The organism is Enterobacter cloacae complex sp. 2021EL-01169 (assembly GCF_020733125.1).
Lineage (GTDB): Bacteria > Pseudomonadota > Gammaproteobacteria > Enterobacterales > Enterobacteriaceae > Enterobacter > Enterobacter roggenkampii.
In genome coordinates, this window is record NZ_JAJFTC010000015.1 from 37,628 (window position 1) to 59,279 (window position 21,652).

General features: G+C 57.9%; 22 protein-coding genes. 15 read left to right on the forward strand and 7 right to left on the reverse strand.

Translation table 11 applies throughout. The annotated features are described in order from the left end of the window. Positions 1-2 precede the first annotated feature (2 nt). Positions 3-743, reverse strand: a complete 741-nt coding sequence (hemD, locus tag LLF79_RS22995) for a uroporphyrinogen-III synthase (protein WP_023326284.1) — start codon at positions 741-743, stop codon at positions 3-5. Next, positions 740-1,681, reverse strand: coding sequence for a hydroxymethylbilane synthase (gene hemC / locus LLF79_RS23000; protein ID WP_055321509.1), 942 nt, complete (start codon positions 1,679-1,681; stop codon positions 740-742). The genes hemD and hemC overlap by 4 nt, the downstream gene beginning before the upstream one ends. Positions 1,682-2,030: 349 nt before the next feature. On the opposite strand from hemC, the gene cyaA reads away from it, so the two are divergent. Next, positions 2,031-4,574: a class I adenylate cyclase gene (cyaA, locus tag LLF79_RS23005; protein WP_227880486.1), complete on the forward strand. Its 2,544-nt coding sequence runs from the start codon at positions 2,031-2,033 to the stop codon at positions 4,572-4,574. 89 nt (positions 4,575-4,663) lie between these two features. Here the strand turns inward: cyaA and cyaY are convergent, their stop codons facing one another. After that, positions 4,664-4,984 carry an iron donor protein CyaY gene (gene cyaY, locus LLF79_RS23010; protein ID WP_039025154.1) on the reverse strand — a complete coding sequence of 107 codons (321 nt, stop codon included), beginning with the start codon at positions 4,982-4,984 and terminating at the stop codon, positions 4,664-4,666. Between the two features lie 135 nt (positions 4,985-5,119). Between cyaY and LLF79_RS23015 the strand changes: the two genes are divergently transcribed. The 8 genes from LLF79_RS23015 to corA all read left to right on the forward strand — a co-directional run bounded on the left by LLF79_RS23015 (position 5,120) and on the right by corA (position 12,079). Beyond that, on the forward strand, positions 5,120-5,323 hold the full coding sequence (locus LLF79_RS23015) for a lipoprotein (protein ID WP_021242847.1): 204 nt from the start codon (positions 5,120-5,122) through the stop codon (positions 5,321-5,323). A gap of 35 nt (positions 5,324-5,358) precedes the next feature. Next, positions 5,359-6,183 (forward strand): diaminopimelate epimerase, encoded by an 825-nt coding sequence (gene dapF / locus LLF79_RS23020; RefSeq protein WP_227880496.1) that lies wholly within the window; start codon positions 5,359-5,361, stop codon positions 6,181-6,183. Continuing rightward, positions 6,180-6,887, forward strand: a complete 708-nt coding sequence (locus tag LLF79_RS23025) for a DUF484 domain-containing protein (RefSeq protein ID WP_008501544.1) — start codon at positions 6,180-6,182, stop codon at positions 6,885-6,887. Before dapF ends, LLF79_RS23025 begins: the two co-directional genes overlap by 4 nt. Continuing rightward, positions 6,884-7,786 (forward strand): tyrosine recombinase XerC, encoded by a 903-nt coding sequence (gene xerC / locus LLF79_RS23030; protein ID WP_023345086.1) that lies wholly within the window; start codon positions 6,884-6,886, stop codon positions 7,784-7,786. Before LLF79_RS23025 ends, xerC begins: the two co-directional genes overlap by 4 nt. Continuing rightward, positions 7,786-8,502, forward strand: a complete 717-nt coding sequence (yigB, locus tag LLF79_RS23035) for a 5-amino-6-(5-phospho-D-ribitylamino)uracil phosphatase YigB (protein WP_227880487.1) — start codon at positions 7,786-7,788, stop codon at positions 8,500-8,502. The genes xerC and yigB overlap by 1 nt, the downstream gene beginning before the upstream one ends. 107 nt (positions 8,503-8,609) lie before the next feature. Then, the gene (gene uvrD / locus LLF79_RS23040) at positions 8,610-10,772 is read left to right on the forward strand and encodes a DNA helicase II (protein ID WP_008501541.1); all 2,163 of its coding nucleotides are present in this window, start codon (positions 8,610-8,612) and stop codon (positions 10,770-10,772) included. A gap of 149 nt (positions 10,773-10,921) precedes the next feature. Next, positions 10,922-10,978: a YsgD/CorL family protein gene (gene ysgD, locus LLF79_RS23045; protein ID WP_212743980.1), complete on the forward strand. Its 57-nt coding sequence runs from the start codon at positions 10,922-10,924 to the stop codon at positions 10,976-10,978. Between the two features lie 150 nt (positions 10,979-11,128). Beyond that, positions 11,129-12,079 (forward strand): magnesium/cobalt transporter CorA, encoded by a 951-nt coding sequence (gene corA / locus LLF79_RS23050; RefSeq protein ID WP_008501540.1) that lies wholly within the window; start codon positions 11,129-11,131, stop codon positions 12,077-12,079. 83 nt (positions 12,080-12,162) lie between these two features. Here the strand turns inward: corA and rarD are convergent, their stop codons facing one another. Continuing rightward, a complete protein-coding gene (gene rarD, locus LLF79_RS23055) occupies positions 12,163-13,059 on the reverse strand; it encodes an EamA family transporter RarD (RefSeq protein ID WP_227880489.1) in 897 nt (298 codons plus the stop codon). Positions 13,060-13,110: 51 nt separating this feature from the next. Then, a complete protein-coding gene (gene yigI / locus LLF79_RS23060) occupies positions 13,111-13,578 on the reverse strand; it encodes an acyl-CoA thioesterase YigI (protein ID WP_008501538.1) in 468 nt (155 codons plus the stop codon). 163 nt (positions 13,579-13,741) lie between these two features. On the opposite strand from yigI, the gene pldA reads away from it, so the two are divergent. The 3 genes from pldA to rhtC all read left to right on the forward strand — a co-directional run bounded on the left by pldA (position 13,742) and on the right by rhtC (position 17,213). Next, on the forward strand, positions 13,742-14,611 hold the full coding sequence (pldA, locus tag LLF79_RS23065) for a phospholipase A (RefSeq protein WP_008501537.1): 870 nt from the start codon (positions 13,742-13,744) through the stop codon (positions 14,609-14,611). A 90-nt stretch (positions 14,612-14,701) separates the two neighbouring features. After that, positions 14,702-16,531, forward strand: coding sequence for an ATP-dependent DNA helicase RecQ (gene recQ / locus LLF79_RS23070; protein ID WP_021242852.1), 1,830 nt, complete (start codon positions 14,702-14,704; stop codon positions 16,529-16,531). 61 nt (positions 16,532-16,592) lie between these two features. Continuing rightward, the gene (gene rhtC / locus LLF79_RS23075) at positions 16,593-17,213 is read left to right on the forward strand and encodes a threonine export protein RhtC (RefSeq protein ID WP_010426287.1); all 621 of its coding nucleotides are present in this window, start codon (positions 16,593-16,595) and stop codon (positions 17,211-17,213) included. Here rhtC and rhtB read toward each other — a convergent pair. Beyond that, entirely contained in the window at positions 17,210-17,830 is a 621-nt protein-coding gene (gene rhtB / locus LLF79_RS23080) for a homoserine/homoserine lactone efflux protein (RefSeq protein WP_008501533.1), read from the reverse strand. The two genes, rhtC and rhtB, sit on opposite strands and share 4 nt — an antisense overlap. A 109-nt stretch (positions 17,831-17,939) precedes the next feature. Between rhtB and pldB the strand changes: the two genes are divergently transcribed. The 3 genes from pldB to LLF79_RS23095 all read left to right on the forward strand — a co-directional run bounded on the left by pldB (position 17,940) and on the right by LLF79_RS23095 (position 20,746). Beyond that, positions 17,940-18,932 carry a lysophospholipase L2 gene (pldB, locus tag LLF79_RS23085; RefSeq protein ID WP_008501532.1) on the forward strand — a complete coding sequence of 331 codons (993 nt, stop codon included), beginning with the start codon at positions 17,940-17,942 and terminating at the stop codon, positions 18,930-18,932. Positions 18,933-18,963: 31 nt separating this feature from the next. Beyond that, the gene (yigL, locus tag LLF79_RS23090) at positions 18,964-19,764 is read left to right on the forward strand and encodes a sugar/pyridoxal phosphate phosphatase YigL (RefSeq protein WP_021242854.1); all 801 of its coding nucleotides are present in this window, start codon (positions 18,964-18,966) and stop codon (positions 19,762-19,764) included. Positions 19,765-19,846: 82 nt separating this feature from the next. After that, a complete protein-coding gene (locus tag LLF79_RS23095; protein WP_032654004.1) occupies positions 19,847-20,746 on the forward strand; it encodes a carboxylate/amino acid/amine transporter in 900 nt (299 codons plus the stop codon). Here the strand turns inward: LLF79_RS23095 and metR are convergent. Then, on the reverse strand, positions 20,634-21,587 hold the full coding sequence (metR, locus tag LLF79_RS23100) for an HTH-type transcriptional regulator MetR (RefSeq protein WP_021242855.1): 954 nt from the start codon (positions 21,585-21,587) through the stop codon (positions 20,634-20,636). The two genes, LLF79_RS23095 and metR, sit on opposite strands and share 113 nt — an antisense overlap. Positions 21,588-21,652 lie beyond the last annotated feature (65 nt).

The following is a 21,652-nucleotide window of genomic DNA, read 5'->3' on the forward strand; positions in this document are numbered from 1 at the left end:
AGTTATTGTAATGCGCGCAGCAGCGCATCGTTGTCGGCGTTATCAGCGATCCGAATATCCTGCCAGCCCAGTTCCCGGGCCTGGTTCGCCAGACGCTCACTGACGACCAGAAGCCGACAGCGGAGTAACCAGTTTTCGCGATACCAAAGCGGTATCAGCGCCCAAAGCTGTTGTAACATTTCACCGCTGGTGACCACCAGCGTATTGATGCCTCGCGCGTGCCAGCGCATCGCCTCTTCCGCGCCATCGTAGTGTTTTGCACAGCGCTGATAGCACTCAACGAACGTCACGTTCGCACCACGTTCACGCAGCGTTTCGCCCAGCAGCTCGCGCCCCCCATTGCCGCGCAAAATGAGCGCACGCTTTCCGGCAACAGTTTGTAATTCAGGTAATTGTAGCAAGACTTCAGTGATTTCCCGATCTAACGGGTAACGAACGTCCGCGCCGCTTACGGTATGCAGCGCCAGTGCCGTTGTGCGGCCAATCGCGAAATAGCCGGGGGCGGTTGGCCAGGCCATGTCCTGCTGCTGCAGCTGTGCGTGGGCAAATTCCACGGCATGCTGCGACAGCGCAAACAGCAGGTCACCGTCCTGAAGGGTATTCATCTGGTCGGCGAGCGCAGAGAGCTCGCGACCGGGGGAGAATTCAATGAGCGGAAAACTCCAGGCCACCTGCCCCAGTGCGCGCAGACGGCTCACTAACTGCTCTCCTGCGGGAGAAGGGCGGGTGACGAGAATACTCATGCAGGGGGCTCTCCATTATATACGTCAGCCAGGATCTCGCGGGCGCCGTTATTCAGTAACTCTTCCGCCAGCGACACGCCAAGCTGCTCGGCATCTTGCGCGTTACCGCGACGTTCGCCGCGCACCATCTGCGAACCGTCCGGGGCGCCTACCAGCGCGCGCAGCCACAGTTCGCCATTCGTCAATTCAGCATAGCTGCCAATTGGCACCTGGCATCCGCCTTCGAGGCGGGTATTCATCGCCCGCTCGGCTTTTACGCGCGTAGCGGTTTCGTCATGATTCAGTGGGGCAAGCAGCTCGCGGGTACGCGCATCGTCCAGACGGCACTCGATGCCGACGGCACCCTGGCCAACAGCGGGCAGTGAGAGCTCTGGCGGCAGCGCTACGCGAATACGTTCTTCCAGCCCCAGACGCTTCAGGCCGGCAACGGCGAGGATAATGGCATCGTAATCGCCGTTATCCAGCTTGCCCAGACGCGTGCCGACGTTACCGCGCAGCGAGCGGATGATCAGGTCAGGACGACGCTCCGCCAGCTGACACTGACGGCGTAAACTGGACGTGCCAACCACGCTACCCGCTGGCAGCGCGTCGAGCGAGTCGTAGCGGTTAGAGACAAACGCATCGCGCGGGTCTTCGCGCTCGCAGATGGTCACCAGCCCCAGACCTTCCGGGAACTCGACGGGCACATCTTTCATCGAATGTACGGCGATATCGGCGCGGTTCTCAAGCAATGCCAGTTCCAGTTCTTTGACAAACAGGCCCTTGCCGCCCACTTTCGCCAGCGGCGTATCGAGGATCACGTCACCGCGCGTGACCATCGGCACCAGCTCGACGCGCAATCCACTGTGGCAGGCTTCCAGGCGCTGCTTCACATAATGTGCCTGCCAGAGCGCGAGAGGGCTTTGGCGTGTGGCAATTCTCAAAACATTGTCTAACATGCTTGTTACCGTCATTATCAATCGCTAACCATCCTAACATTGTTGACTCTGGGATGGCAGTTTTACGGTTGATGAAGCGTGAGAGGGACAAGGCGGCGTATTCGTCAGCCAGAGCCGTATTCAGGAATTTACACGTACAGAACGGTGCTACACTTGTATGTAGCGCATCTTTCTTTACGGTCAATCGGCAAGGTGTTAAATTGATCACGTTTTAGACCATTTTTTCGTCGGTACCACCAAAAATGATAAGGGCGAAAAAGGGTAACGGTTATCTTTTTGAAATACTGCGGGTCCGCTGTTACTCGTGTTTTGAATAGCTGCGACACCCGGAAACATCAGGCGATACGTCTTGTACCTCTATATTGAGACTCTGAAACAGAGACTGGATGCCATAAATCAACTGCGTGTGGATCGCGCGCTTGCTGCTATGGGCCCTGCTTTCCAGCAGGTATACAGTCTGCTGCCGACATTATTGCACTATCACCACCCGCTGATGCCTGGCTACCTTGATGGTAACGTTCCCCAGGGCATTTGCCTTTTCACGCCTGATGAAACCCAACAGCATTATTTGAACGAGCTGGAACTCTACCGGGGCATGCCGCCACAGGAGTCCCCGAAAGGTGAACTGCCGATTACCGGCGTTTACTCTATGGGGAGCACCTCATCGGTAGGGCAAAGCTGTTCTTCTGACCTGGACATCTGGGTCTGTCATCAGTCCTGGCTCGATAACGAAGAGCGTCAGCTGCTGCAGCGTAAATGCAGCCTGCTGGAGAGCTGGGCGGCCTCGCTCGGCGTGGAAGTGAGCTTCTTCCTGATTGATGAAAACCGTTTCCGCCATAACGAAAGCGGCAGTCTGGGTGGTGAGGACTGCGGCTCGACCCAGCACATCTTATTGCTGGATGAATTCTACCGTACTGCCGTTCGCCTGGCCGGGAAACGTATTCTGTGGAATATGGTCCCGTGCGAAGAAGAAGAGCATTACGACGATTACGTCATGTCGCTTTATGCGCAGGGCGTACTGACGCCAAACGAATGGCTGGACCTCGGCGGTCTCAGCTCACTGTCTGCGGAAGAGTATTTCGGCGCAAGCCTCTGGCAGCTCTATAAGAGTATCGACTCACCGTACAAAGCGGTGCTGAAAACACTGCTGCTTGAAGCCTACTCCTGGGAATACCCGACGCCGCGCCTGCTGGCAAAAGACATCAAGCAGCGCCTGCACGACGGGGAGATCGTCTCCTTCGGGCTGGACGCTTACTGCATGATGCTCGAGCGCGTAACCGAATACCTGAAAGCCATTGATGACACCACGCGTCTTGACCTGGTACGTCGATGTTTCTATCTCAAAGTCTGTGAGAAGTTGAGCCGCGAACGCGCCTGCGTGGGCTGGCGTCGTGAAGTGGTCAGCCAGTTAGTGAAAGAGTGGGGATGGGACGACGCGCGTCTGTCCATGCTCGACAACCGGGCCAACTGGAAAATCGATCAGGTGCGTGAAGCGCACAACGAACTGCTCGATGCGATGATGCAAAGCTACCGTAATCTGATTCGCTTTGCGCGCCGCAACAACCTCAGCGTTTCCGCCAGCCCGCAGGACATCGGGGTATTGACCCGTAAGCTGTACGCCGCGTTTGAAGCGCTGCCGGGTAAAGTCACGCTGGTTAACCCGCAGATTTCGCCTGACCTGTCAGAACCGAACCTGACGTTTATCTACGTGCCGCCGGGCCGCGCGAACCGCACCGGGTGGTATCTGTACAACCGTGCGCCAAGCATGGATTCCATCATCAGCCATCAGCCGCTGGAATATAACCGCTATCTGAACAAGCTGGTGGCCTGGGCCTGGTTTAACGGCCTGCTGACCTCGCGCACGCGCCTGTTTATCAAAGGCAACGAGGTGGTCGATCTCGCTAAGCTGCAGGAGATGGTGGCGGATGTGTCGCACCACTTCCCGCTGCGTCTGCCTGCGCCGACGCCAAAAGCACTCTACAGCCCGTGCGAGATTCGCCATCTGGCGATCATCGTCAACCTGGAATATGACCCGACGGCGGCCTTCCGCAATCAGGTGGTTCATTTTGACTTCCGCAAGCTGGACGTCTTTAGCTTTGGCGAGCAGCAAAACTGCCTGGTGGGCAGCGTGGACCTGCTGTACCGCAACTCGTGGAACGAAGTGCGTACCCTGCACTTCAACGGCGAGCAGGCGATGATCGAAGCGCTGAAAACCATTCTTGGCAAGATGCACCAGGATGCCGCGCCGCCGGACAGCGTGGAAGTGTTCTGCTACAGCCAGCACCTGCGCGGGTTGATTCGTACCCGCGTGCAGCAGCTGGTCTCCGAGTGTATCGAGCTGCGTCTCTCCAGTACCCGTCAGGAAACCGGGCGCTTTAAAGCGTTGCGCGTCTCCGGCCAGACCTGGGGCCTGTTCTTTGAACGTCTCAACGTGTCGGTACAGAAGCTGGAAAACGCCATTGAATTCTACGGCGCGATTTCGCATAACAAGCTGCATGGCCTGTCGGTGCAGGTGGAAACCAACCACGTTAAGCTCCCGCAGGTGGTGGACGGCTTTGCCAGTGAAGGGATTATTCAGTTCTTCTTTGAAGAGTCGGGCGACGATGCCGGGTTCAACATCTACATTCTGGATGAGACCAACCGCGCCGAGGTGTATCACCATTGTGAAGGCAGTAAAGAGGAGCTGGTGCGCGACGTCAGCCGCTTCTACTCCTCTTCGCATGACCGCTTTACCTACGGCTCAAGCTTTATCAACTTTAACCTGCCGCAGTTCTACCAGATTGTGAACGTCGATGGCCGTGCGCAGGTGGTCCCGTTCCGCACTCAGGCCGTCACGCCTGCCGCGCCTGCCAATCAGGACACCGCGCCGCTGTTGCAGCAGTATTTCTCCTGAGCCTTTTCGCCGGGTGGCTAATGCTTACCCGGCCTACGGTTCGAGCCGTTGTAGGCCCGGTAAGGCGCAGCCGCCACCGGGCAACAAAACTATCTGAAACTCACCGCCTCACCCGCCTGCGCGGTCGCGGCCTGTTCCAGCAGATCCCAGAACGGTACGCCGCTACGGTCGCACACCCACTCATCACCCTTCAGATCGAAGTGATAGCCGCCCTGTTTGGCCGCCAGCCATACCTGGTGAAGCGGCTCCTGGCGGTTAATAATAATTTTGCTGCCATTTTCGAAGCTCAGGGTCAGAATACCGCCGTTGATTTCACAATCGATATCGCTGTCGCCGTCCCAGTCGTCAAGACGCTCTTCGATGGTCATCCACAGGTTGTCGGCAAGGCGATGGAATTCACTGTCGTTCATGGTTTTGTTCCTGTTTTTCGTGATGCCGGCAGTATAACCCTAAATAATTCCCGTTGCAGGAAAGCGGCAAACTCTTGCTTTTGTGTCTTCTCCTGCGATGATAGAAACAGATTTGAACTTACGGGCAACTTTATAATGAAAAACGCTTTCCGAACGCTTGCCGTTCTCATCACGCTGTTTAGCCTGACTGGCTGCGGACTGAAGGGACCACTGTACTTTCCGCCTGCGGATAAAACCGCACCGCCGCCGACGAAACCGGTTAACAGCGGCATTGAGTCTTCCACGCCAGATACTAACGACCGTGGCGACAACGGCGGCCCGACTCAGGTTAATCTCTGACGACAACGTTCTGTACCCGCGCAATGGAGCAAATGATGCAGTTCTCTAAAATGCATGGCCTTGGCAACGATTTTATGGTCGTCGACGCGGTAACGCAGAATGTGTTTTTCTCACCGGAACTGATCCGTCGTCTGGCGGATCGGCATCTGGGCGTGGGGTTCGATCAGCTGCTGGTGGTTGAGCCGCCGTACGATCCCGACCTCGATTTCCACTACCGTATTTTTAACGCGGACGGTAGCGAAGTGAACCAGTGCGGCAACGGCGCGCGCTGTTTCGCCCGCTTTGTCCGCCTGAAAGGGCTGACTAACAAGCGTGATATTCGCGTCAGTACAGCCAATGGTCGCATGGTGCTCAGCGTCACCGATGATGAGCTGGTGCGCGTGAACATGGGCGAGCCTAACTTCGAGCCTTCCGTCGTGCCGTTTCGCGCAAACAAAGCGGAAAAGACCTATATTATGCGGGCGGCCGAGCAGACAGTATTGTGCGGCGTCGTCTCTATGGGTAACCCACACTGCGTGATCCAGGTTGATGATGTGGAAACCGCGGCGGTCAAAACGCTCGGCCCGGTGCTGGAAAGCCACGAACGTTTCCCGGAGCGCGCGAACATCGGTTTTATGCAGGTGGTGAAGCGCGAGCACATTCGTCTGCGGGTTTACGAGCGCGGTGCGGGCGAGACGCAGGCCTGCGGAAGCGGAGCCTGTGCGGCAGTGGCCGTGGGCATCTCCCAGGGGTTACTGGCTGAAGAGGTTCGCGTGGAATTACCGGGCGGTCGGCTTGATATCGCCTGGAAAGGACCGGGTCATCCACTGTATATGACGGGCCCGGCGGCACATGTCTATGACGGGTTTATCCATCTATGAAACAACCAGGGGAAGAACTGCAGGAAACAGTGACGGAACTGGACGACAGAGCTGTTGTTGATTATCTGCTGCGCAATCCTGAGTTTTTTATTCGCAATGCACGCGTCGTCGAAGAGATGCGCGTGCCGCATCCGGTTCGCGGAACCGTGTCGCTGGTGGAATGGCACATGGCGCGCGCGCGCAACCACATCAGCCAGCTTGAAGAGAACATGACGCTGCTGATGGAGCAGGCCAGCACCAATGAAAGCCTGTTCTATCGTCTGCTGCATCTGCAGGCGCGTCTGGCGTCGGCGCACAGTCTTGACGAGTTCCTCAGCCGCTTCCACCGCTGGGCCCGCGAGCTGGGGCTGGCGGGTGCAACGATTCGTCTATTCCCTGACCGCTGGCGCATCGGCGCACCGTCGGGATTTACCCATCTGGCACTGAGCCGTCAGGCGTTTGAACCGCTGCGCATTCAGCGTCTGGGCCATGAGCACCACTATCTGGGGCCGCTTAACGGACCTGAGTTGCTGGTGGTGTTACCGGAGGCCAAAGCGATTGGCTCGGTGGCGATGTCGCTGATGGGGCGCGATGGCGATCTGGGCGTCATCTTATTTACCAGCCGCGACGCGCATCACTATGAGCAGGGGCAAGCCACGCACCTGCTGCAGGAGATCGCCCTGATGCTGCCCGAGCTGCTGGAGCGCTGGATTGAGCGCGTATGACGGACGGACTGCTCGCCACTGACGTCTCGCGCTTTCTGCGCTATCTCGGCGTGGAACGTCAGCTTAGCCCCATTACGCTGCTTAACTATCAGCGTCAGCTTGATGCCATCATGCAGATCGCCGACGAGATCGGCCTGAAAAGCTGGCAACAATGTGACGCTGCGACGGTACGCGGGTTTGTTGTGCGTAGCCGTAAAAAAAATCTCAGCCCGGCAAGCCTGGCGCTCAGGCTCTCTGCGCTGCGCAGCTTCTTCGACTGGCTGGTCAGCCAGGGGGGCTTAAAAGCCAACCCGGCAAAAGGGATCGCCACGCCGAAGGCGCCGCGCCATCTGCCTAAAAATATTGACGTTGACGACGTAAACCGCCTGCTGGATATCGATCTGAACGATCCGCTGGCCGTGCGCGACCGCGCGATGCTGGAAGTAATGTACGGTGCCGGGCTGCGTCTGTCTGAACTCGTCAACCTCGACCTGAAGCATCTCGACCTGGAATCTGGCGAAGTGTGGGTAATGGGGAAGGGCAGCAAAGAGCGCCGTCTGCCGATTGGCCGCAATGCGGTCTCCTGGATTGAGCACTGGCTTGACCTGCGCGGGCTGTTTGGCACCGACGAAGATGCGCTGTTCCTGTCGAAACTCGGCAAGCGGATCTCGGCGCGTAACGTGCAGAAGCGCTTTGCGGAGTGGGGCATTAAGCAGGGGCTGAACAGCCACGTGCATCCGCACAAGCTGCGCCACTCCTTTGCAACACACATGCTTGAGTCGAGCGGCGATCTGCGCGGCGTGCAGGAACTGCTTGGCCACGCGAACCTGTCGACCACACAAATTTATACCCACTTAGACTTCCAACACCTTGCCTCGGTGTATGACGCGGCGCATCCACGCGCCAAACGGGGGAAATAATGCGTTTTTACCGCCCACTCGGTCAGATCTCAGCCCTGACGTTTGACCTTGATGACACTCTTTATGACAACCGCGAGGTGATCCTGCGTACCGAGCAGGAGTCGCTGGCGTTTGTGCAGAACTATCATCCCGCGCTGAAGACGATGCAGAACAAGGACTTCCAGAAGCTGCGTCAGTCCCTGCGGGAGACCGAGCCGGACATTTACCACGACGTGACCGAATGGCGTCGTCGCGCGGTTGAGCAGGCGATGCTGAATGTAGGCCTGAGCGCGCAGGATGCCGCGATTGGGGCGGAAGCGGCCATGGAAAACTTCGCCAAATGGCGCAGCCGTATCGACGTGCCGCAGGAAACCCACGAGACGCTGGCGACGCTTGCCGAAAAGTGGCCGCTGGTGGCCATCACCAACGGTAATGCCCAGCCGGAGCTGTTCGGCCTCAGCGATTACTTTGAATTCGTGCTGCGTGCGGGTCCTCACGGGCGCGCGAAGCCGTTCAGCGACATGTATCATCTGGCGGCGGATAAGCTTAACCTGCCGCTGGGTAAGATGCTGCACGTGGGGGATGACCTGACCACAGACGTGGCGGGCGCCATCCGCTGCGGCATGCAGGCCTGCTGGATCAAGCCGGAAAATGCTGACCTGATGATCGCCTCCGATAGCCGTCTTCTGCCGCACGTGGAAATTTCGCGGTTGGCATCCCTCACGACGCTGATATAATCACCAGTAATATTGTATAAATTACCAGGGTTTTGCAGTTGTAGGCCCGGTAAGCGAAGCGCCACCGGGCGTTTTGCTCTGTTCCTGAATACTATGTGACGGTGCCAATGGACGTTTCTTACCTGCTCGACAGCCTTAATGACAAACAGCGTGATGCGGTTGCCGCCTCGCGCACCAACCTGCTGGTGCTGGCTGGAGCGGGCAGTGGTAAGACGCGCGTGCTGGTTCACCGTATCGCCTGGCTGCAGAGCGTGGAAAACTGCTCGCCGTACTCCATCATGGCGGTCACGTTCACCAACAAGGCGGCGGCGGAGATGCGCCACCGCATCGCCCAGCTGATGGGCACCAGCCAGGGCGGGATGTGGGTCGGTACCTTCCACGGTCTGGCGCACCGCCTGCTGCGTGCGCACCACATGGACGCCAACCTGCCGCAGGATTTCCAGATCCTCGACAGCGAAGACCAGCTCCGTCTGCTGAAGCGCCTGATCAAGGCGATGAACCTCGACGAGAAGCAGTGGCCGCCGCGTCAGGCGATGTGGTACATCAACGGTCAGAAAGACGAGGGGCTGCGCCCGCACCACATTCAGAGCTTCGGCAACCCGGTCGAGCAGACCTGGCAGAACGTCTACAAGGCCTATCAGGAAGCGTGCGATCGCGCCGGTCTGGTGGATTTTGCCGAGCTGCTGCTGCGCGCTCACGAGCTGTGGCTCAACAAGCCGCACATCCTGCAGCACTACCGTGAACGCTTCACCAACATTCTGGTGGACGAATTCCAGGATACCAACAACATCCAGTACGCGTGGATCCGCCTGCTGGCCGGCGATACCGGCAAGGTGATGATCGTGGGCGATGACGACCAGTCGATCTACGGCTGGCGCGGGGCGCAGGTGGAGAACATTCAGCGCTTCCTCAACGATTTCCCCGGCGCGCAAACCATCCGTCTGGAGCAGAACTACCGCTCAACCAGCAACATTCTGAGCGCGGCTAACGCCCTGATTGAGAACAACAACGGGCGTCTGGGTAAAAAGCTGTGGACCGACGGCGTCGACGGCGAACCGATTTCGATTTACTGCGCCTTCAACGAGCTCGACGAAGCGCGCTTCGTGGTCAACCGCATCAAAACCTGGCAGGACAACGGCGGCGCGCTGGAGCAGTGTGCCATTCTCTATCGCAGCAACGCCCAGTCGCGCGTGCTGGAAGAGGCGCTGCTGCAGGTGGGGATGCCGTACCGCATTTACGGCGGTATGCGCTTCTTCGAACGTCAGGAAATCAAAGATGCGCTCTCGTATCTGCGTCTGATTGCCAACCGTAACGACGACGCGGCGTTTGAACGCGTGGTCAACACGCCGACCCGCGGGATTGGCGACCGTACGCTGGACGTGGTGCGTCAGGCCTCGCGCGACCGTCAGCTGACGCTGTGGCAGGCGTGCCGCGAGCTGCTGCAGGAAAAGGCCCTTGCCGGACGCGCGGCCAGCGCCCTGCAGCGCTTCCTTGAACTGATTGACGCCCTGGCGCAGGAAACCGCCGACATGCCGCTGCATGTGCAGACCGACCGGGTGATTAAAGACTCCGGCCTGCGCACCATGTACGAGCAGGAAAAAGGCGAGAAGGGCCAGACCCGTATTGAGAACTTAGAGGAACTGGTCACGGCAACGCGCCAGTTCAGCTACAACGAAGAAGACGAGGACCTGATGCCGCTGCAGGCATTCCTCTCCCACGCCGCGCTGGAAGCGGGGGAAGGGCAGGCGGACACCTGGCAGGATGCGGTTCAGCTCATGACCCTGCACTCCGCCAAAGGTCTGGAGTTCCCGCAGGTGTTTATTGTCGGGATGGAAGAGGGGATGTTCCCGAGCCAGATGTCGCTGGATGAGGGCGGCCGTCTGGAAGAGGAGCGCCGTCTGGCCTACGTGGGCGTGACGCGAGCGATGCAGAAGCTGACGCTGACCTACGCTGAAACCCGACGTCTCTATGGTAAAGAGGTCTACCACCGTCCGTCGCGCTTTATCGGTGAACTGCCGGAAGAGTGTGTCGAAGAGGTACGTCTGCGGGCGAGCATCAGCCGTCCGGTCAGCCATCAGCGCATGGGCTCGCCGATTGCGGAAACCGACACCGGCTACAAGCTGGGCCAGCGCGTGCGCCATTCGAAGTTTGGCGAAGGCACCATTGTGAATCTGGAAGGCAGCGGCGAGCACAGCCGCCTGCAGGTGGCGTTCCAGGGGCAGGGGATCAAATGGCTGGTGGCCGCCTACGCGAAGCTGGAAACAGTCTAACTTTCAGAAAAATATCATTATTTTGTAATAATCTGCTAGCCTTATACGTTGAAGGTCAATTAATGCCCTTCAGCGTTTCGTTGCGTGTTGACGCCACAGTTATAGCTGGCGTAACATGCGCGCACGATTACGCTAAGAGGACATTCGCCTTGGACACACCCAGTAGATACTGGCTCAATTCCCTGTCATCCAGGAACAACTCCTAAGGCTATCTCCTCTTGCTGATGGCCTTAGTGGTTGTCAGCGACTGCATTATTCCCGTCGCGCTGAGTCAGGCTGTTTAATGGTCTGAAACCCAATTTGTTTCTGTGTGCCCACCGAACTGTCCGATATTTTTTGCATTGGGAGTCCCGGTCATGTTGAGCGCATTTCAACTCGAAAATAACCGACTGACTCGGCTTGAAGCCGAAGAGTCACAGCCCCTCATTGATGCCGTATGGGTGGATCTGGTCGAGCCGGACGACGATGAGCGCCTTCGCGTACAATCTGAGCTGGGGCAAAGCCTGGCAACGCGCCCGGAACTGGAAGACATCGAAGCATCCGCCCGTTTTTTTGAAGACGAAGACGGCCTGCACATTCACTCCTTCTTCTTCTTCGAAGATGCCGAAGACCACGCGGGCAACTCCACCGTGGCATTTACCATTCGCGACGGCCGCCTGTTTACCCTGCGCGAGCGTGAGCTACCGGCATTCCGCCTCTACCGCATGCGCGCCCGCAGCCAGGCGATGGTGGACGGCAACGCCTATGAGCTGCTGCTCGATCTGTTCGAGACCAAAATTGAACAGCTGGCGGATGAAATTGAAAACATCTACAGCGATCTGGAAAAGCTGAGCCGCGTGATCATGGAAGGCCATCAGGGCGATGAGTATGACGAAGCGCTTTCGACGCTGGCGGAGCTGGAAGATATCGGCTGGAAGGTGCGTTTGTGTCTGATGGATACCCAGCGCGCGCTGAACTTCCTGGTGCGCAAGGCGCGTCTGCCGGGCGGTCAGCTGGAGCAGGCGCGCGAGATCCTGCGCGATATCGAATCCCTGCTGCCGCACAACGAATCCCTGTTCCAGAAGGTCAACTTCCTGATGCAGGCGGCGATGGGCTTTATCAACATCGAGCAGAACCGCATCATTAAGATCTTCTCGGTGGTGTCCGTGGTGTTCCTGCCGCCGACGCTGGTGGCGTCCAGCTACGGGATGAACTTCGAGTTTATGCCGGAGCTGAAGTGGAGCTTTGGCTACCCGGGGGCGATTATCTTCATGATCCTCGCCGGGCTGGCGCCGTATCTCTACTTTAAGCGTCGTAACTGGCTTTGAGAATCCGCCCGGTGGCGCTACGCTTACCGGGCCTACAGATCTTGTAGGCCGGATAAGGCGCAGCCGCCATCCGGCAAAAAGGCCTACAGCCCTTTGCGCCCCCTGCGCTGGGTATAAATCGCATCCGCAACAAAGATCGCCAATGCCACCCAGATAAAGGCGAACGTCAACATCTTATCCGCACCCGGCACTTCACCGTAAAACACCACTGCCAGCAGGAACATCAGCGTCGGGCCAATGTACTGGAAGAAGCCCAGCGTGGAGAGACGCAGGCGCGTCGCTGCACCGGTGAAGCACAGCAGTGGAATGGTAGTTACCACGCCCGCCGCCATCAGCATCAGGTTCAGCGACCACGGATTGCTGCCCATGTGGCTGGTTGGGCTGTCGGCGATGCCGAAGAGATAAATCGCCGCCACCGGCAGCAGCCACAGGGTTTCAAACAGCATCCCCGTCTGCGCTTCCACCGCAATCTTCTTACGCACCAGGCCGTAGAAGGCAAAGCTGAACGCCAGACCGAGGGCGATAATTGGCAGCGAGCCGAACGTCCACAGCTGCACCAGCACGCCGCAGAAGGCCAGAATCACCGCCACCCACTGCATCCGGCGGAAGCGCTCACCGAGGAAAATCATCCCCAGCACGATGTTCACCAGCGGGTTAATAAAGTACCCCAGGCTCGCCTCAAGCATGTGATGGTTATTCACTGCCCAGATAAACAGCAGCCAGTTACCGCCAATCAACACGGCAGAGAGCGCCAGCAGGAAGATCTTCTTCGGGGTCTGCAGTAGCGTTTTGACGCCCGACCACTGACGGCTGAGGCTCATCAGCGCAATCATAAAGAAGAACGACCAGATGACGCGGTGAGTGAGGATCTCGTCAGCCGGAACGTAGGCGATAAGCTTGAAGTACGCCGGGGCGATACCCCAAATAAAATAAGCGGCAAGGGCGAGTAAAACGCCCTGCCGCGTCTGTTTAGCATCCATCGGGAAAATCCGTTACAAAAAAGTGAATCAATTTTACCCGATTTTGCCGCCTCAACCCACCATATAAGTGGCGGTTGCGCTGGCGATATAAACCTGTTCTTCGTTGTGTAATTCCACGCGCGCCACGGCAACTTTATTCCCGGCGCGCAGCAGGCTGCTGGTACAGGTGAAGCGGTTTCCGCGCCCCGGGCGAAGATAGTCGACGCGCAAATCAATGGTGCCCATGCGCGCCAGACGCTGGCGAAGTTCGTCTTCGTTGATGGTGTCATGGCGCGTCAGCGTACTGCCCACGCAGACCAGTCCTGCCGCCACGTCCAGCGCGGAGGCAATCACGCCGCCGTGTAAAATACTTTGCGCCCAGTTCCCGACCATCATCGGCTGGTTATTGAAACTCAGCTGGGCAAAGTCTTTCTCGTAACGCTCCAGCTCCAGTCCCAGCGCGCGGTTAAACGGCATATGGTAAACAAATATCTCGCCCACGAGTTTTAACACTTCTTCGGCGGTAAGCATGGCTGACATGAGGCATCACATCCTTATTGTTAACGAAATGTTGATTTTATGCCTCAGCAACTAGGAATGCTACTTTCAGAAACGAGGATGCAGCAGTTGTCGCAGAAGTCTGTAGAATGTTCGCCACATAACTATTCAGGTAATTTTACTCTTTTGCAGGAGAACACCACCGATGCGGACGTATCTGGCCTGGTTACTGGCGGCGATTTCGCTGCCCCTCACAGCCTATGCGCAGGAAGCGACAATTAAAGAGGTGCATGATAAGCCTGCCGTGCACGGTAGCATTATCGCGAACCTTCTTCAGGAGCATGACAATCCGTTCACGCTCTATCCGTACGACACCAACTACGTGATTTACACCCAGACCAGCGACCTCAACAAAGAGGCGATAAGCTCCTATAACTGGTCTGATAATGCGCGTAAAGATGAGGTGAAGTTCCAGCTCAGCCTCGCGTTCCCGTTCTGGCGCGGCATTCTGGGGCCGAACTCGGTGCTTGGTGCGTCTTACACGCAGAAGTCCTGGTGGCAGCTCTCTAACAGCGGGGAATCCTCCCCGTTCCGCGAAACCAACTACGAGCCGCAGCTGTTCCTCGGCTTCGCAACGGATTATGAATTCGCCGGCTGGACGCTGCGTGACGTCGAAGTGGGCTTTAACCATGATTCTAACGGCCGTTCCGATCCGACTTCCCGTAGCTGGAACCGCGCCTATACGCGCCTGATGGCGCAGAACGGTAACTGGATGGTGGAAGTGAAGCCGTGGTATGTGGTCGGCAGCACTGATGACAACCCGGACATCACCAAATACATGGGCTACTACCAGCTCAAAGTCGGCTATCAGCTGGGCGATGCCGTACTGAGCGCGAAGGGGCAGTATAACTGGAATACCGGTTACGGCGGCGCGGAAGTGGGCTTAAGCTATCCTATGACGAAGCACGTTCGCATCTATACGCAGGTCTACAGCGGTTACGGCGAGTCGCTTATCGATTACAACTTCAACCAGACCCGCGTCGGCGTGGGCGTGATGCTGAACGATATTCTCTAGGTTGCTCGAATGTTTTTGCGTTAAACGTTGAAGTTTCTCTCTCAGGCGCTGAAAATAGCGCCTGTTTTATTTTTCGCATATGGGGTTAATGTGGCGCAGGCGGAAGTATTGAATCAGGAGTCGCTGGCTAAACAGGTTTTGCATGAAACCTTTGGCTACCAGCAGTTCCGCCCTGGCCAGGAAACCATCATTGAAACGGTGCTGCAAGGCCGTGACTGCCTGGTGGTGATGCCGACCGGCGGCGGTAAGTCCCTCTGTTATCAGGTGCCCGCGCTGGTGCTCAACGGCCTGACGGTCGTGGTATCCCCGCTCATTTCGCTAATGAAAGACCAGGTTGACCAGCTGCTCGCCAACGGCGTCGCGGCGGCCTGTCTGAACTCGACGCAAACCCGGGAGCAGCAGCAAGAGGTGATGGCCGGGTGCCGCACCGGGCAGATCCGCCTGCTGTATATCGCGCCGGAACGCCTGATGCTGGATAACTTCCTCGACCATCTCGCGCACTGGAATCCGGTTCTGCTGGCGGTGGATGAAGCACACTGTATCTCCCAGTGGGGACACGATTTCCGCCCGGAATACGCCGCCCTCGGCCAGCTGCGTCAGCGCTTCCCCGAGCTGCCGTTTATGGCGCTTACCGCCACGGCGGATGACACCACGCGCCTGGATATCGTTCGCCTGCTGGGGCTGAACGACCCGTATATTCAGGTCAGCAGCTTCGACCGCCCGAACATCCGCTACATGCTGATGGAAAAATTCAAACCGCTGGATCAGCTCCTGCGCTACGTCCAGGAGCAGCGCGGCAAGTCCGGCATCATCTACTGCAACAGCCGCGCAAAGGTGGAAGACACCGCTGCGCGTCTGCAAAATCGCGGCTTTAGCGCGGCGGCATACCATGCCGGGTTAGAGAATCACATCCGCGCCGACGTGCAGGAAAAATTCCAGCGCGACGACCTGCAAATCGTCGTCGCGACGGTGGCGTTCGGGATGGGGATCAACAAGCCGAACGTGCGCTTTGTGGTGCACTTCGACATTCCGCGCAATATCGAATCCTACTATCAGGAGACCGGCCGCGCCGGACGTGACGGCCTGCCTGCGGAAGCGATGCTGTTTTACGATCCGGCCGATATGGCGTGGCTGCGCCGCTGTCTGGAAGAGAAGCCGCAGGGCCAGCTGCAGGATATCGAGCGCCACAAGCTCAACGCGATGGGCGCGTTTGCCGAAGCGCAAACCTGCCGTCGTCTGGTGCTGCTTAACTACTTTGGTGAAGGGCGGCAGGAGCCGTGCGGTAACTGCGATATCTGCCTGGATCCCCCAAAACAGTACGATGGCCTGATGGACGCGCGTAAGGCGCTCTCGACCATTTACCGCGTAAACCAGCGCTTCGGGATGGGCTACGTGGTGGAAGTGCTGCGCGGTGCCAACAACCAGCGTATCCGCGACATGGGCCACGACAAGCTGCCTGTCTACGGTATTGGCAAGGACCAGAGCCACGAGCACTGGGTCAGCATCATTCGCCAGCTGATTCACCTCGGCTTTGCTACGCAGAACATTGCTCAGCACTCCGCGCTACAGCTGACCGAAGCGGCGCGTCCGGTGCTGCGCGGTGACGTTGAACTGAAGCTCGCCGTGCCGCGCGTGGTCGCCCTCAAGCCGCGCGTGATGCAGAAATCCTACGGCGGCAACTACGACCGCAAGCTGTTCGCCAAACTGCGCAAGCTGCGTAAGGCCATCGCTGATGAAGAGAACATCCCGCCATACGTGGTGTTCAACGACGCGACGCTCATTGAGATGGCCGAGCAGATGCCGCTCAGCGCCAGCGAAATGCTCAGCGTTAACGGCGTCGGTACGCGCAAGCTGGAGCGCTTCGGTAAAGAGTTTATGGCGCTCATCCGTTCCCACGTTGATGGTGATGATGAGGAGTAGTCAGCCGGGCGAAAAAGTGCCAGGATGATGACTCACTGAATTATTTCCCCGCGAGCTAATTATGTTAATGCTATTTCTCACCGTGGCGTTAGTGCACATCGTTGCGCTGATGAGCCCGGGACCTGACTTTTTCTTCGTGTCGCAAACGGCCGTCAGCCGCTCCCGCAAGGAGGCGATGATGGGTGTGCTCGGTATCACCATGGGCGTTATGGTCTGGGCGGCGGTTGCGCTGCTCGGTCTGAACCTGATCCTGGCGAAGATGGCCTGGCTGCATAACATCATTATGGTCGGCGGCGGGCTGTACCTGTGCTGGATGGGCTACCAGATGCTGCGCGGGGCGCTGAAAAAAGAAGAGAAAAAACCGGAAGAGCCAAAGGTCGAGCTGGCAACGGGCGGCCGCAGCTTTGTAAAAGGGCTGCTGACCAACCTGGCGAACCCGAAAGCGATTATCTATTTCGGCTCCGTGTTCTCGCTGTTTGTGGGAGATAGCGTCGGTGCGGGCGCACGCTGGGGCATCTTCCTGCTGATCGTCGTTGAAACCTTTGCCTGGTTTACCATCGTGGCCAGTCTGTTCGCCTTACCGGCGATGCGCCGCGGCTACCAGCGTATTGCGAAGTGGATCGACGGCTTCGCCGGCGCGCTGTTCGCCGGCTTCGGCATTCATCTCATCATTTCTCGCTAAGCATGACGCGCTGACGCAAGCAGCGCGCCAACCAGCATAAACAGCGAACCAAAGACTTTATTCAGGGCCTTCATCTGCTTAGGCCCTTTAATCCACGCCGCAATCCGCTGCGCCAGCGTCGCGTAACCAATCATGACGATAATATCGACGATAATGGTGGTCGCGCCCAGCACTACGTACTGCATCACCTGCGGCTGATGCGGCACGATAAACTGCGGGAACAGCGCGGCGAGGAAAACGATGCTCTTCGGGTTGGTCAGGTTGACGAAAACCGCACGCTTAAACAGATGACCGCGGTTTTGCGTCTGCGCGAGCGTATTCAGGTTAATGGAGCCTGCCGCGCGCCACTGCTGGATGCCGAGCCAAATCAGATAGGCCGCCCCGGCCCATTTCAGCACTTCAAAGGCCAGTACGGAGCGGGAGAATAGGGTGCCCAGACCAATCCCGACCAGCACGATATGAATGCCCAGCCCGGTCTGCAAACCGGCAATGGACGCCGCCGCGCCGCGATAGCCGTGGTTGATGGAGGTGGTCATGGTGTTAATGGCGCCCGAGCCCGGTGAAAGGCTAAGGATGATGGATGTCAGCAGGTAAGCGAACCACCACTCGAAGGTCATTTGAAACTCCCGAATTGTCTGTTTTTATGCCACAATACGCTATTGTTGAGTCATTTTGTGACCGGTTACGAAAAAACGATATTCCTTGGCTTAGGTGAGTAGAAACCCAATGTTTCAGCAGAAAAAGGACTGGGAAACACGAGAAAACGCATTTGCTGCTTTCTCCATGGGGCCGCTGACCGATTTCTGGCGCCAGCGTGAGGAAGACGAGTTTACGGGCGTCGGCGATATTCCAGTACGCTTTGTGCGTTTTCACGATAAGAAAAATGACCGGGTCATTGTGGTCTGCCCCGGACGTATTGAGAGCTACATCAAATACGCCGAACTGGCCTATGACCTGTTCCATCTGGGCTTCGATGTGCTGATTATCGATCACCGCGGGCAGGGGCTTTCAGGGCGCCTGTTATCGGATACCCATCGCGGCCACGTGGATAACTTCAGCGATTACGTCGACGATCTCGCCGCGTTCTGGCAGCAGGAGGTCGAGCCAGGCCCCTGGCGGAAGCGCTATATTCTGGCGCACTCAATGGGCGGTGCGATTTCAACGCTGTTTTTACAGCGCCACGCTCACCAGTGCGACGCCATTGCGCTCACCGCGCCGATGTATGGCATCGTCATGCGTTTTCCTGACTGGATGGTACGCCATATTCTCGACTGGGCTGAGGGCCATCAGCGCATTCGGGAAGGCTATGCCATCGGGACGGGACGCTGGCGGGCGCTGCCGTTTGCGATGAACGTGCTGACGCACAGTCGCCAGCGCTATCGTCGTAACCTGCGTTTTTATGCTGATGAGCCCCGCCTGCGCGTGGGTGGCCCGACATATCACTGGGTACGGGAAGGTATCCTTGCCGGTGAGCAGGTGCTGGCTGGTGTCGACAACGACGACACGCCAACACTCCTGATTCAGGCGGAAGAAGAGCGTGTGGTGGATAACCGCATGCATGACCGCTATTGTGAACTGCGCGCTGCCGCCGGTCACCCTTGTGAAGGGGGAAAACCGCTGGTCATTAACGGCGCGTACCATGAGATCCTTTTTGAAAAGGACGCTATGCGCTCAGTCGCGCTCAACGCCATTGTTGAATTTTTCAACAGGCATAATTGATTTTTGTTTTCCACCAGAGGTTGAAATCCCTATGTACCAGGTTGTTGCATCTGATTTAGATGGCACGCTGCTTTCCCCTGACCACACCCTGTCGCCTTACGCGAAAGAGACCCTGAAGCTTCTGACCGCCCGTGGCGTGAACTTCGTATTTGCCACCGGCCGCCACCACGTCGACGTGGGGCAGATCCGCGATAATCTTGAGATCAAATCGTACATGATCACCTCCAACGGTGCGCGTGTGCACGATACCGACGGCAACCTGATTTTTACCCACAACCTGGATCGCGATATTGCCGCCGATCTGTTCGGCGTGGTGCACAACAACCCGGCTATCGTTACGAACGTTTACCGCGACGACGACTGGTTCATGAACCGCCACCGCCCGGATGAGATGCGTTTCTTCAAGGAAGCCGTATTCAACTACTCCCTGTACGAGCCAGGCCTGCTTGAGCCGGAGGGGATCAGCAAGGTGTTCTTCACCTGCGACAGCCACGAAGAGCTGCTCCCGCTGGAACAGGCGATCAACGCCCGCTGGGGCGATCGCGTCAACGTCAGCTTCTCAACCCTGACCTGTCTGGAAGTGATGGCGGGAGGCGTCTCCAAAGGGCACGCGCTGGAAGCGGTCGCGAAACGTCTGGGCTTCGAGCTGAAAGACTGTATCGCCTTTGGTGACGGCATGAACGATGCTGAAATGCTGTCGATGGCGGGTAAGGGCTGCATCATGCAGAACGCGCATCAGCGTCTGAAAGATCTGCACCCGGAGCTGGAGGTGATTGGTTCTAACGCTGACAACGCGGTACCGAAATACCTGCGCAAGCTGTTCCTTGAATAATCTTCATTTGGTTGTTTATTGCTCAGTTGTCAACTAAAGAGTTCGCTACAATGCCTGTCCTTCTTTCTGAGAGACAAGCATTGTGGCGCTACTCATTATCACCACTATCCTGTGGGCCTTCTCCTTTAGCCTGATTGGCGAATACCTTGCCGGTTCGGTCGACAGCTACTTCTCGGTGCTGATGCGCGTGGGGCTGGCGGCGCTGGTGTTCCTGCCGTTTCTGCGCACGCGCGGGCAGTCGCTGAATACGATTGTGCTGTATATGCTGGTGGGGGCGATGCAGCTCGGCATCATGTACCTGTTCAGCTTCCGGGCTTACGTCTACCTGTCCGTCTCGGAATTCCTGCTGTTCACCGTGCTAACGCCGCTCTATATCACGCTGATCTACGATTTGCTTAGCAAGCGCCGCCTGCGTTGGGGATATCTGCTGAGTGCGGCGCTGGCGGTGATTGGCGCGGCAATTATTCGCTACGACAAAGTGAGCGATCACTTCTGGACCGGGCTGATGTTCGTCCAGCTCGCCAATATCAGCTTCGCCATCGGCATGGTGGGCTACAAACGCCTGATGGAAACCCGTCCGATGCCGCAGCATAACGCGTTTGCGTGGTTCTACATGGGGGCCGCGATCGTCGCGGTGGCGGCGTGGTTTATGCTGGGTAACCCGCAAAAGCTGCCTACCACCACCGTACAGTGGGGTGTTCTGGTCTGGCTGGGCGTCGTGGCTTCCGGGTTGGGGTACTTCATGTGGAACTACGGCGCGACGCAGGTCGACGCCGGTACGCTCGGGATCATGAACAACGTACATGTTCCTGCAGGGCTGCTGGTCAACCTTGCCATCTGGCAGCAACAGCCGCACTGGCCGAGCTTCCTTATTGGGGGAGCGGTGATCCTGGCTTCGCTGTGGGTCCATCGACGCTGGGTCGCTCCGCGCTCCGCACAAACGGAAGATGGTCGCACGCGTGGTTCCGCGCTGAGCGAATAAACGCCTCCGTAATCGGCTGACGCTGCTCGCCATCGCGCACGGCGGCGTACAGCCGGCTCCACAGTCCTTCACCCAGGGTTTTGGTGATCACCAGGCCCTGGCGTTCAAAACTCTCCACCACCCAGTGCGGCAGCGCCGCGATACCCATGCTGGCCGCCACCATCTGAATCAACAGCAAGGTGTTATCCACGCTTTTCAGCTGCGGGCTAATGCCAGCGGGCTGCAGGAAGTGACGCCAGATATCCAGACGACTGCGCTGCACCGGGTAAATCAGCAGCGTTTCCGTTGCCAGGTCTTCCGGCGTGATGCGCGTTTTGGTCGCCAGCGGATGGTCCGGTGCCAGCACCAGGCGCACCTCATAATCAAACATCGGCGAATAGTGCAGGCCGCTGCGCGGCAGAATATCGGACGTCATCACCAGATCCAGCTCGCCCTGCTGCAGCGAGGGCTGCGGGTCGAACGTCACGCCGGATTTAAAGTCCATCTCCACCTGCGGCCACTTCTGGCGGAAGTTCTCAAGCGCGGGGGTCAGCCACTGAATACAGCTGTGGCACTCAATGGCGATACGCAGCGTGGTCTGCTGCGGTTCGTTACACGCCTGCAGCGCGCTGGCGATCTGCGGCAGAACCTGATTCGCCAGCTGAAGCAAAATTTCGCCCTGCGGCGTAAAGCGCAGCGGCTGGCTCTTACGCACAAAAAGACGGAAGCCGAGGCGTTGTTCCAGATCGCTGAACTGGTGAGAAAGGGCGGACTGGGTCTGGTGCAGCGTGGCCGCCGCTGCCGCGAGCGATCCGCAGTTCCGCAACGCTTGCAGCGTTTTCAGGTGTTTTATCTCGATCATGAAAGTCCTTCACTTCGCCATGAACATTTTGCGCTTGAGGAATATACAGTACCTGCCAATTATAG

What these genes read in the sequence shown, in the direction of transcription:
- hemD (WP_023326284.1), bottom strand. Translation starts at nt 743, where the DNA reads ATGAGTATTCTCGTCACCCGCCCTTCTCCCGCAGGAGAGCAGTTAGTG.
- hemC (WP_055321509.1), bottom strand. Translation starts at nt 1,681, where the DNA reads ATGTTAGACAATGTTTTGAGAATTGCCACACGCCAAAGCCCTCTCGCG.
- cyaY (WP_039025154.1), bottom strand. Translation starts at nt 4,984, where the DNA reads ATGAACGACAGTGAATTCCATCGCCTTGCCGACAACCTGTGGATGACC.
- LLF79_RS23015 (WP_021242847.1), top strand. Translation starts at nt 5,120, where the DNA reads ATGAAAAACGCTTTCCGAACGCTTGCCGTTCTCATCACGCTGTTTAGC.
- dapF (WP_227880496.1), top strand. Translation starts at nt 5,359, where the DNA reads ATGCAGTTCTCTAAAATGCATGGCCTTGGCAACGATTTTATGGTCGTC.
- LLF79_RS23025 (WP_008501544.1), top strand. Translation starts at nt 6,180, where the DNA reads ATGAAACAACCAGGGGAAGAACTGCAGGAAACAGTGACGGAACTGGAC.
- xerC (WP_023345086.1), top strand. Translation starts at nt 6,884, where the DNA reads ATGACGGACGGACTGCTCGCCACTGACGTCTCGCGCTTTCTGCGCTAT.
- yigB (WP_227880487.1), top strand. Translation starts at nt 7,786, where the DNA reads ATGCGTTTTTACCGCCCACTCGGTCAGATCTCAGCCCTGACGTTTGAC.
- uvrD (WP_008501541.1), top strand. Translation starts at nt 8,610, where the DNA reads ATGGACGTTTCTTACCTGCTCGACAGCCTTAATGACAAACAGCGTGAT.
- corA (WP_008501540.1), top strand. Translation starts at nt 11,129, where the DNA reads ATGTTGAGCGCATTTCAACTCGAAAATAACCGACTGACTCGGCTTGAA.
- rarD (WP_227880489.1), bottom strand. Translation starts at nt 13,059, where the DNA reads ATGGATGCTAAACAGACGCGGCAGGGCGTTTTACTCGCCCTTGCCGCT.
- yigI (WP_008501538.1), bottom strand. Translation starts at nt 13,578, where the DNA reads ATGTCAGCCATGCTTACCGCCGAAGAAGTGTTAAAACTCGTGGGCGAG.
- pldA (WP_008501537.1), top strand. Translation starts at nt 13,742, where the DNA reads ATGCGGACGTATCTGGCCTGGTTACTGGCGGCGATTTCGCTGCCCCTC.
- rhtC (WP_010426287.1), top strand. Translation starts at nt 16,593, where the DNA reads ATGTTAATGCTATTTCTCACCGTGGCGTTAGTGCACATCGTTGCGCTG.
- rhtB (WP_008501533.1), bottom strand. Translation starts at nt 17,830, where the DNA reads ATGACCTTCGAGTGGTGGTTCGCTTACCTGCTGACATCCATCATCCTT.
- pldB (WP_008501532.1), top strand. Translation starts at nt 17,940, where the DNA reads ATGTTTCAGCAGAAAAAGGACTGGGAAACACGAGAAAACGCATTTGCT.
- yigL (WP_021242854.1), top strand. Translation starts at nt 18,964, where the DNA reads ATGTACCAGGTTGTTGCATCTGATTTAGATGGCACGCTGCTTTCCCCT.
- metR (WP_021242855.1), bottom strand. Translation starts at nt 21,587, where the DNA reads ATGATCGAGATAAAACACCTGAAAACGCTGCAAGCGTTGCGGAACTGC.